Source organism: Pseudomonas sp. ENNP23 (assembly GCF_001728945.1).
In the GTDB taxonomy this organism is placed as follows: domain Bacteria; phylum Pseudomonadota; class Gammaproteobacteria; order Pseudomonadales; family Pseudomonadaceae; genus Metapseudomonas; species Metapseudomonas otitidis.
Genome location: NZ_LYSP01000084.1, coordinates 1 through 6,477, shown reverse-complemented (window position 1 = coordinate 6,477; position 6,477 = coordinate 1). Strand labels below are relative to the sequence as shown.

At 70.4% G+C, this 6,477-nt stretch carries 7 protein-coding genes; 2 read left to right on the top strand and 5 right to left on the bottom strand.

All coding sequences use genetic code 11. The annotated features are described in order from the left end of the window. From A9G05_RS25965 to A9G05_RS25950, 4 genes are all read right to left on the bottom strand, one after another. The coding region (locus A9G05_RS25965; RefSeq protein WP_069563682.1) for a metal ABC transporter ATPase at positions 1-894 on the bottom strand (894 nt) is incomplete at its 3' end. A 41-nt stretch (positions 895-935) separates the two neighbouring features. Beyond that, the gene (locus tag A9G05_RS25960; RefSeq protein WP_069563681.1) at positions 936-1,745 is read right to left on the bottom strand and encodes an aldo/keto reductase; all 810 of its coding nucleotides are present in this window, start codon (positions 1,743-1,745) and stop codon (positions 936-938) included. Then, positions 1,742-2,920, bottom strand: a complete 1,179-nt coding sequence (locus A9G05_RS25955) for an FAD-binding oxidoreductase (protein ID WP_069563680.1) — start codon at positions 2,918-2,920, stop codon at positions 1,742-1,744. The genes A9G05_RS25960 and A9G05_RS25955 overlap by 4 nt, the downstream gene beginning before the upstream one ends. Before the next feature lie 81 nt (positions 2,921-3,001). Continuing rightward, positions 3,002-3,334 carry a multidrug efflux SMR transporter gene (locus tag A9G05_RS25950; protein ID WP_069563679.1) on the bottom strand — a complete coding sequence of 111 codons (333 nt, stop codon included), beginning with the start codon at positions 3,332-3,334 and terminating at the stop codon, positions 3,002-3,004. Between the two features lie 93 nt (positions 3,335-3,427). On the opposite strand from A9G05_RS25950, the gene A9G05_RS25945 reads away from it, so the two are divergent. Together A9G05_RS25945 and waaA are read left to right on the top strand one after the other, a co-directional pair. Continuing rightward, a complete protein-coding gene (locus A9G05_RS25945) occupies positions 3,428-4,312 on the top strand; it encodes a LysR family transcriptional regulator (protein ID WP_069563678.1) in 885 nt (294 codons plus the stop codon). Positions 4,313-4,397: 85 nt separating this feature from the next. Further along, positions 4,398-5,669, top strand: coding sequence for a lipid IV(A) 3-deoxy-D-manno-octulosonic acid transferase (waaA, locus tag A9G05_RS25940; RefSeq protein WP_069563677.1), 1,272 nt, complete (start codon positions 4,398-4,400; stop codon positions 5,667-5,669). Between the two features lie 15 nt (positions 5,670-5,684). Here waaA and A9G05_RS25935 read toward each other — a convergent pair whose 3' ends face one another. Then, a complete protein-coding gene (locus A9G05_RS25935) occupies positions 5,685-6,278 on the bottom strand; it encodes a cupin domain-containing protein (RefSeq protein ID WP_069563676.1) in 594 nt (197 codons plus the stop codon). Between the last annotated feature and the right edge of the window lie 199 nt (positions 6,279-6,477).

Genomic DNA, 6,477 nt, shown 5'->3' with positions numbered 1-6,477 from the left:
CCGCCGGCTCGGCGGTGCGGTGCCGAGCCGTGCCAGCCAGTCCTTCCAGCGCACCCGCTCGTCGCGCACCAGCCAGCCGTCCTGCTCGGCAAACCCTTCCGACAGCCACAGCCCCCGGGTGCTGGCCGGCTTCAGCTCGCCGTTCAGCAGGGTGAACAGCTCGCCGGTGGGCTGGCCATCCTGGCAGGGCAGCAGGTAGATGTCCGGCCGGCGGCGCTCCAGGCTGGCCACCAGAGTCTCGCCCTGCAGCACTTCATCGACATGGAACAGGCTCGGCTGGCGCGCCTCGCGGGGCAGCTCCAGGGCCAGGTCATAGACCAGTTGCAGGGACGCAGTGGGCAGGTGCACGTAGGCGTGGGGGCGCTCCAGCAGGGGCAGGCTGCCGCTCTGCACCGGCCGCGCCGCGCCGGACAGCGGGCTGAGGCGGAAGTAGGCGTGCTCCAGGTAATGCAGAGCCTTCGGGTAGGGCGTCGGCAGCCAGGTGTCGGCGAAGCGGCCGGCCAGCCAGCCGTTCGGCGTTTCGATCAGGCATTCCTCGGCCACCTCCTGGACGGCAGTCAGCAGCGGCAGGTTCAGTTCATGGACCGGCACGTAGCCGGAAATCAGCTTGAGCACGGTATCGCCCCGGTCCTGGCGGCGCTGACGCACCACCACCCAGTAGGTCTGGCCGTGCAGCGTCAGGGTCAGGCGCACCGAAACCCCGAGATTCGCCAGTTGCACCGAGAAGCGCTGGCTGTCGTCGATCGCCAGGGGCTGGCGACGCCGTTCGAGCATCTGCGCGAAGTTCATCGGCAGGCCAAGGCTGTGGTAGGCCAGCCCGTCCGGGCTGGCGTCCACCTGCAGCTGCAGGGTCTTGAAGAGGGTCGGGTCCTTGCGGGCCAGGGTGCGCGACATGGCGGCTCCTCCTTGCGTCGGGGTCGGCCGCGGGCGCGGCGTCAGGCTGGACCACCCAGCACCGCGGCGGCGGTCGCGACATTATGGGACAGGTGCAGCGGATTGATGGTGCCGATGATGGCGCTGGTCACCCCCGGGTGACCGAAAATCAGCTCGAAACTGGCCCGCACCGGGTCCACCCCGGGTGCCAGGCAGACATGGCCGCTGGCCAGGCCCTTCTTCACCAGCAGGCCCTTGGCATGACTGGCAGCATAGTCCAGCACCGGGCGCTCGCCCTGCTCGTTGAGGTTGTAGGTGACCATCGCGCAGTCGCCACGCTCCAGCGCCAGCAGGCCGCCTTCCACCGTCTTGCCGGAGAGGCCGAAGGCGCGGATCTTGCCGGCCTGCTTCAGCTCGGCGAGGGTCTCGTAGACGCCGCTGTCCCGCAGCACCGCCACGTCGTTGCCGTCGGAATGCACCAGCACCAGGTCGATCACGTCGGTCTCCAGGCGCTGGAGGCTGCGCTCCACGGAGCGGCGGGTGTGGGCCGGGCTGAAGTCGAAGTGCGACTGGCCGGCTTCGAACTCCTCGCCCACCTTGCTGACGATCACCCAGTCCTGGCGCTGGCCACGCAGCAGCGGGCCGAGGCGCTCCTCGCTGCGGCCGTAGGCCGGCGCGGTGTCGATCAGGTTGATGCCCAGGTCACGGGCCAGCGCCAGCAGCTGGCGGGCTTCAGCGTCGTCGGGGATGGTGAAGCCGGAGGGGTACTTCACGCCCTGGTCGCGGCCCAGCTTGACGGTGCCGAGCCCCAGGGGGGAGACCCGTAGGCCGGTGTCGCCGAGTGGGCGGTGCAGGTGGTGCAGGCTGTTCATCCCAGCAGTTCCTCCCAGGCCGGTTGGGCCACCGGCGGTCGGGGCAGGGCGGGCAGCGGCGCGTGCTGGCCGGGGCGGATGCCGTCGCGGTCCAGGCTGGCCAGTACGCGGTCGGTAAAGTCCGGCGCCAGGGCCAGCTTGGTCGGCCAGCCCACCAGCAGGTTGCCCTGCTCGGCGAGGAAGGCGTTGTCCGGACGTACCAGGCCGGATTGCGCCGGCTCCGCGCGTTCCACCCGCAGGGTCGCCCACTGGGTGCCGGTGTAGTCGATCCACGGCAGCAACTGCCGCATCTCCTGCTCGGCCGCAGCGATCTGCTCAGCTTCGTTGCGGGCCACGCCATCGGCTTCCGCCAGGTCGCCGCCCAGGTACCAGACCCACTGGCCATCGGCCGCCGGGTGGCTGGTGACGGTGACCCGCGGCTTCGGCCCGCCGCCCAGGCAGTGGGCGTACAGCGGCTTCAGCCCCGGCCCCTTGGCCATGACCATGTGCAGCGGGCGGCGCTGCATGGCCGGCTGCTGGATGCCCAGCGCCTGCAGCAGCGCCTCGTTGCCGGCGCCGGCGCTGAGCACGATGCGCTGGGCGCGGATCTCGCGGCCGTCCACGCGCAGGCCCACCAGAGCCTCGCCGTCGTCGCGCAGCGGCTCCACCTGGTGGCCGGCCAGCAGGCTGTCGCCGGCCAGCTCGGCCAGGCGGGCGATCACGCTGGGCACGTCCAGCACCAGCTCGGCCAGGCGGTAGACCTTGCCCTTGAATTTCGGGTGTTGCAGCGCCGGGGGCAGCTCGCTGCCGCTGACCGGGTCGACCCGGCCGCGCATGGCCTTGCTGGCGAAGAAGCTGGTGACGTTGCCGAACAGGCTGCCCGGCGACCACAGGTAGTGTGCGTCGGAGAGCAGGCGCACGCCGGAGAGGTCCAGCTCGCCGCTGCCAGCCACGGCTTCGCGCCAGCGGCGCGGCATGTCGGCGATGGCTTCGGAGGCGCCGGTGAGGGCGCCGTGCAGGGCGTACTTGGTGCCGCCATGGATGATGCCCTGGGACTTCACGCTCTGGGCGCCGCCCAGGCTGGCGGATTCCACCAGCAGCGTGGCATAGCCCAGCTGGCGCAGGCGGGCGTTGAGCCAGAGACCGGCGATGCCGCCGCCGAGGATGAGGATGTCGGTGCTGAGGGGTTCGGCCATGGGAGACGACGCCTGGGAAAAAACAGGGGCGCAGTATAGCGCCCCTGTCGCGTGTGCCGTGCGTGGCCGTTCGCCGCTGGATCAGTGACCGGTGCTGTTGGAGAACACCTGGATCACCACCACCCCCGAGACGATCATCCCCATGCCCACCACGGCCGGCAGGTCGAGCTTCTGCTGGTAGATCACCAGCGCAGCGATGCTCACCAGCACGATGCCGAGCCCGGCCCAGATGGCATAGGCGATGCCCACCGGAATGCTCTTCACCACCATCGTCAGCATCCAGAAGGCGATGGCGTAACCGCCGATGACCAGCACCAGCGGCAGGGGTTTGTTGAAGCCGTCGACGGCCTTCATCGAGGTGGTGGCGACCACTTCGGCGGCGATGGCGATGGCGAGGTAGATATAGCCGGTCATGGTCGGGCCCTCCTGTCAGGTGGGCGGATTCTAGAGTTTTCCATGATGGGATAAAGTCATTACCCATCTGAATCAGAGATAGGTTGAGCCGCCATGCACTGGAACCTCGAACAGCTCCGCGTCTTCGTCGCCGTGGCCGAGGGGCGCTCGTTCTCCTCCGTCGCACGCGACCTGCGCCGCGCCCAGTCCGCCGTCAGCACCGCCATTGCCCTGCTGGAAGAGGACCTGGGGGTGGCGCTGTTCGATCGCAGCAGCGGGCGCCAGCCCAGGCTGACGCTGGAAGGGGCGGCCCTGCTGGAGGAGGCCCGCGAAGTGCTGCGCCAGTGCCAGCGCCTGGAGGGCCGCGCCCAGGGGCTGTCCCGTGGCGAGGAAGCGCGCCTGCGCCTGGCCCAGGACGAGGCCATGCCCTACCAGCCGGTGCTGGCCAGCCTGGAGGCGCTGGGGGCGGCCTTCCCGATGCTGGAGGTGCAACTGGCCAGCAGCGCCCAGGGCGACGTGGCGCGCAAGCTGCTGGAGCGCCGCGCCGACCTCGGCCTGCTGTTCCACCACGAACACATGCCCGACGCCCTGGAGCGCCAGCGCCTCGGTACCATCGAAATGGTCACTGTCTGCGGCGCCGGTCACGCCCTGGCCGCCAGCGGCTATGCCGACCGCCGCGAGCTGGTGCGCCATCGGCAGATCCTCATGGCCCCGCAGGACAGCCACTACCCCGGTGGCGAGCAGCTCGGGCCGCAGGTGTGGCGCGCCGACAGCTTCTACGTCATGGCCGAACTGGTGATGCGCGGGCTGGGCTGGGCCTGGCTGCCCCGGCACGTGGCCCAGTACCCGGCCTACCAGGGCCACCTGGTGGAGCTGCGCAGCGACTGGACGCCGCCCTCGCTGGTGGTGGAGCTGGTCTGCCGGCGCGACGAAGCCCTCGGCCCCGCCGCGCTGTGGCTGGCCGACCAACTGGCGGAGCACCTGCAGGCCCTGGGTTGAGGCCCAACCGCCGGCGCCCGAAAACGCTTCGATTGGCGGACCGCTCAGTTATCATCCGCCCCCTGTCCGCATCACTGGCCTCACCATGAATCGCACCCTCTACACCCTGCTCTTCCATCTCGGCCTGCCCCTGGTGGCCCTGCGTCTGGCCTGGCGCGCCTGGCGGGCGCCGGCCTATGCCCGGCGCATCGGCGAGCGTTTCGCCCTCGGCCTGCCGCCGCTCAAGCCGGGGGGCATCTGGGTGCACGCCGTGTCGGTGGGTGAGAGCATCGCCGCCGCGCCCATGGTGCGCGAGCTGATGGCACGCCACCCGGACCTGCCCATCACCCTCACCTGCATGACCCCCACCGGCTCCGAGCGCATCCAGGCGCTGTTCGGCGACCGCGTGCAGCACTGCTACCTGCCCTACGACCTGCCCTGGGCCGCGTCGCGCTTCCTCGACCGGGTGCGGCCGAAGCTGGCGGTGATCATGGAGACCGAACTCTGGCCCAACCACATCCACCAGTGCGCGCGGCGCCGGATCCCGGTGGTGCTGGCCAACGCACGGTTGTCGGCCCGCTCCGCCCGGGGCTATGCGCGTTTCGCCAAACTCACCGCGCCGATGCTGGCCGAGCTGGACTGGATCGCCGTGCAGACCGAGGCCGAAGCCGAGCGCTTCCGCCAACTGGGCGCGCGCCCGGAATGCGTGGGGGTGACCGGCTCGATCAAGTACGACCTCAGCATCGACCCAGCCCTGCCGGCCCGGGCCGCCGAACTGCGCGCCGCCTGGGGCGCCAGCGGGCGGCCGGTGTGGATCGCCGCCAGCACCCATGCCGGCGAGGACGAGATCATCCTCGCGGCCCACCGCGCCGTGCTGGCCCGGCGTCCGGATGCCTTGCTGATCCTGGTGCCGCGCCACCCGGAGCGCTTCACCTCGGTGTACGAGCTGAGCCGCCAGTCCGGCTTCGCCAGCCAGCGCCGCTCCAGCGGCGAGTCGGTGGCGGCGCAGACCCAGGTGCTGGTGGGCGACACCATGGGCGAGCTGCTGTTCCTCTATGCCCTGGCCGATAGCGCCTTCGTTGGTGGCAGCCTGGTGCCCAACGGCGGGCACAACCTGCTGGAGCCGGCGGCCCTGGGCAAACCGGTGCTGTCCGGCCCGCACCTGTTCAACTTCCTCGAAATCGCCGCGCAACTGCGCGATGCCGGGGCCCTGCTGGAGGTGGACGGCGCCGAGGCCCTGGCCCGCGACGTCGAAGGGCTCTGGGCCGACGCCGCACGCGCCGCCGCCATGCGCGATGCCGGGCTTGGCGTGCTGCGGGCGAACCAGGGCGCGCTGGAGCGCCTGTTGGAGGGCCTCTCTTCCCGGCTCAAAGGCTGAGCGCGCGGCGCTGGGTCAGAAGGTCGGCGGGGTCACGATCCACAGCACCAGGGCATCCCGCTCGCCGGGGTTGCCGTAGCGGTGCGGTTCCTGGCTGGAGAAGGCGAAGCTGTCGCCCTCGTTCAGCAGGAAGTGGCGCTCGCCGACCCACAGCTCGAACTGACCGCTCAGCACATAGCCGGCCTCCTCGCCTTCGTGGCTGTAACTCTCCTCGCTGTAGGTGCCGGGCGGAAAACGCGAATGGAGGATCTCCAGCGAACGGCTGGGCTGCGGGCTGAGCAGCTCGTCGGTGATGCCGTCCTCGTAATGCAGACTCATGCGCGCGTTGCGCCGCACCACGTAGCCCCGGTCGGCCTCGGCCACGGGGGCTTCGCTGCCGAAGAACCACTGGATGGTCACCCCCAGGCTGCGGGCGATGTTGAACAGCGCCGGGATCGAGGGGTAGGCGAGGTTGCGTTCCAACTGGCTGATGTAGCCGGCGGTGAGCGAGCTCTGCTCGGCCAGTTCGCTCAGGGTCATGCCACGGCGCTTGCGCAGGCCGCGGATGCGGGTACCGAGGAACTGGCTTTCAGGCGGTACGGCCTGGGGCGAGGGCGGCGTTGGGCTCATGGTCTGGCTGTCCTTGTAGGCCGGCGGCCCGGTGTGTCGGGCGCGGCATTGTAAGGCAGGTTCGGCCCTCGCCGCGCGCCCCGGCTTCAGCCGGCCGCCGAAACACTGACGGCATGGCCGTATGCCCTTTCAGCCGGCGTAAGTCGTGCTTTTCGTCTTGTCGGCTCTTGGTTTCTCAAGGATATTTGGCGCGTTTTTT

What these genes read in the sequence shown, in the direction of transcription:
- A9G05_RS25960 (WP_069563681.1), bottom strand. Translation starts at nt 1,745, where the DNA reads ATGAACAGCCTGCACCACCTGCACCGCCCACTCGGCGACACCGGCCTA.
- A9G05_RS25955 (WP_069563680.1), bottom strand. Translation starts at nt 2,920, where the DNA reads ATGGCCGAACCCCTCAGCACCGACATCCTCATCCTCGGCGGCGGCATC.
- A9G05_RS25950 (WP_069563679.1), bottom strand. Translation starts at nt 3,334, where the DNA reads ATGACCGGCTATATCTACCTCGCCATCGCCATCGCCGCCGAAGTGGTC.
- A9G05_RS25945 (WP_069563678.1), top strand. Translation starts at nt 3,428, where the DNA reads ATGCACTGGAACCTCGAACAGCTCCGCGTCTTCGTCGCCGTGGCCGAG.
- waaA (WP_069563677.1), top strand. Translation starts at nt 4,398, where the DNA reads ATGAATCGCACCCTCTACACCCTGCTCTTCCATCTCGGCCTGCCCCTG.
- A9G05_RS25935 (WP_069563676.1), bottom strand. Translation starts at nt 6,278, where the DNA reads ATGAGCCCAACGCCGCCCTCGCCCCAGGCCGTACCGCCTGAAAGCCAG.